This is a genomic window from Pseudomonas sp. 18.1.10, from assembly GCF_024655625.1.
Classification (GTDB): Bacteria; Pseudomonadota; Gammaproteobacteria; order Pseudomonadales; family Pseudomonadaceae; genus Aquipseudomonas.
The window spans coordinates 1-2237 of sequence record NZ_JANLGL010000421.1 but is presented as its reverse complement, the minus strand read 5'-3'; the positions used below and the strand labels follow the sequence as shown (position 1 = coordinate 2237).

Here is a 2237-nt window from a genome sequence, read left to right as displayed (position 1 = left end):
ACTGACACACCGTATTCGCGAGCAAGCCCGCTCCCACACAAGCCCGCTCCCACATGGGCTCTGCTGTGTTGGGCTGATGTCATTCATTTTCATACTCGGAGTTTGCCATGGATATCGCCATTCCTGGCCCCACCCTCAAGCAGCGCCTGGCGCGTGCCGAGCGGGTCAACCGCTGGAAGGCCCAGGCCTTGATTGCGCCGCTGGTGCTGTTTTTGCTGCTGGTGTTCCTGGTGCCCATCGTTGCGCTGCTGTTCAAGAGCGTCGGCAACCCGGAAGTGGTGGGCGGCTTGCCGCGTACCGTGGTGGCGGTCACGGCCTGGGACGGGCGCGGCCTGCCGGGCGAGCCGGTGTATCAGGCCCTCAGTGAGGACCTGGGCGAAGCGCGCAAAAACCAGACGTTGGGCGACCTGTCCAAACGCTTGAACATGGAACTGGCCGGCTATCGCAGCCTGCTGACCAAAACCGCGCGGGCGCTGCCGTTTACCGAAGCGCCGGCCTCTTATAAAGAAGCGTTGGAAAACCTCGACGAACGCTGGGGCGACCCGGCGTACTGGCAGGCGATCCGGCGCAACACCAGTAGCCTGACGCCGTTCTATCTGCTGGCGGCCGTCGATCACCGCATCGACGACCTCGGCGAAGTGGCCCCGGCCACGCCGGACCAGGCGATCTACCTGGATATCTTTGCCCGCACCTTCTGGATGGGCCTGGTCATCACGGCGATCTGCCTGTTGCTGGCCTATCCGCTGGCGTACCTGCTGGCCAACCTGCCGGCGCGCAAAAGCAACCTGTTGATGATCCTCGTGCTGCTGCCGTTCTGGACCTCGATCCTGGTGCGGGTGGCGGCGTGGATCGTGTTGCTGCAATCGGGCGGGCTTATCAACAGTGCGCTGATGGGCATGGGCCTGATCGATAAACCGCTGGAATTGGTGTTCAACCGCACCGGGGTGTACATCTCCATGGTGCACATCCTGCTGCCGTTCATGATCCTGCCGATCTACAGCGTGATGAAAGGCATCTCGCCGACCTACATGCGCGCGGCGATTTCCCTGGGTTGCCATCCGTTCGCCAGTTTCTGGCGCGTGTACTTCCCGCAGACCTACGCTGGCGTGGGCGCCGGTTGCCTGTTGGTGTTCATCCTGGCGATTGGTTACTACATCACCCCGGCACTGCTGGGCAGCCCGAATGACCAGATGGTCAGCTACTTCGTGGCGTTCTACACCAACACCAGCATCAACTGGGGCATGGCCACGGCGTTGGGCGGCTTGCTGCTGCTGGCCACCGTGGTGCTGTACCTGATCTACAACCGGCTGGTGGGCGCCAGCCGCCTGCGCCTGAGCTGAGGAGACCTTGCGATGCTGAGCCCTTATATGTCGCCCGTTGAGCGGGTGTGGTTCTACAGCTTGCGGATACTCTGCGGCTTGATCCTGCTGTTCCTGATACTGCCGGTGCTGGTGATTATCCCGCTGTCGTTCAACAGCGGCAGTTTCCTGGTGTACCCGCTGCAAGGCTTCTCGCTGCACTGGTACCAGGACTTCTTCGCCTCGGCCGAATGGATGCGGGCGCTGAAGAACAGCATCATCGTCGCCCCGGCCGCCACGGTGCTGGCCATGGTATTCGGCACGCTGGCGGCGATTGGCCTGACGCGCGGCAACTTCCCCGGCAAGGCGTTGGTAATGGCCCTGGTGATTTCGCCGATGGTGGTGCCGGTGGTGATTATCGGCGTGGCCAGTTACCTGTTCTTTGCGCCGCTGGGGCTGGGTAACAGTTTCTTCTCGCTGATCGTGGTGCATGCGGTGCTGGGCGTGCCGTTTGTGATCATCACCGTGTCGGCGACGCTGCAGGGGTTCAACCATAACCTGGTGCGGGCGGCGGCCAGTCTGGGGGCATCGCCCTTGACCGCGTTTCGCCGGGTGACCTTGCCGCTGATTGCGCCGGGGGTGATTTCCGGGGCGTTGTTTGCCTTTGCCACCTCGTTTGATGAAGTGGTGGTGACGCTGTTTCTCGCCGGGCCTGAGCAAGCGACGTTGCCGCGGCAGATGTTCAGCGGGATTCGCGAGAACCTCAGCCCGACCATTGCTGCCGCCGCGACCTTGTTGATTGCGTTCTCGGTACTGCTGTTGCTGACCCTGGAGTGGCTGCGCGGCCGCAGCGAAAAACTGCGTACCGCCCAAATCTAACTGTGGGAGCTGGCTTGCCTGCGATAGCGGTGGGCCAGCTTGCTTATCTGTCGCTGACAC

At 62.5% G+C, this 2237-nt stretch carries 2 protein-coding genes; both read left to right on the top strand.

Annotated features, from left to right (window positions below):
• Window positions 1-107: 107 nt before the first annotated feature.
• Window positions 108-1340, top strand: coding sequence for an ABC transporter permease (locus NUV89_RS29345; protein WP_257784066.1), 1233 nt, complete (start codon window positions 108-110; stop codon window positions 1338-1340).
• 12 nt (window positions 1341-1352) lie between these two features.
• Entirely contained in the window at window positions 1353-2177 is an 825-nt protein-coding gene (locus NUV89_RS29340) for an ABC transporter permease (RefSeq protein WP_124529329.1), read from the top strand.
• The last annotated feature ends 60 nt before the right edge of the window (window positions 2178-2237 follow it).

Excerpts from the sequence above, each read along its gene's own strand:
- NUV89_RS29345 (WP_257784066.1), top strand. The coding sequence starts at position 108 with ATGGATATCGCCATTCCTGGCCCCACCCTCAAGCAGCGCCTGGCGCGT.
- NUV89_RS29340 (WP_124529329.1), top strand. The coding sequence starts at position 1,353 with ATGCTGAGCCCTTATATGTCGCCCGTTGAGCGGGTGTGGTTCTACAGC.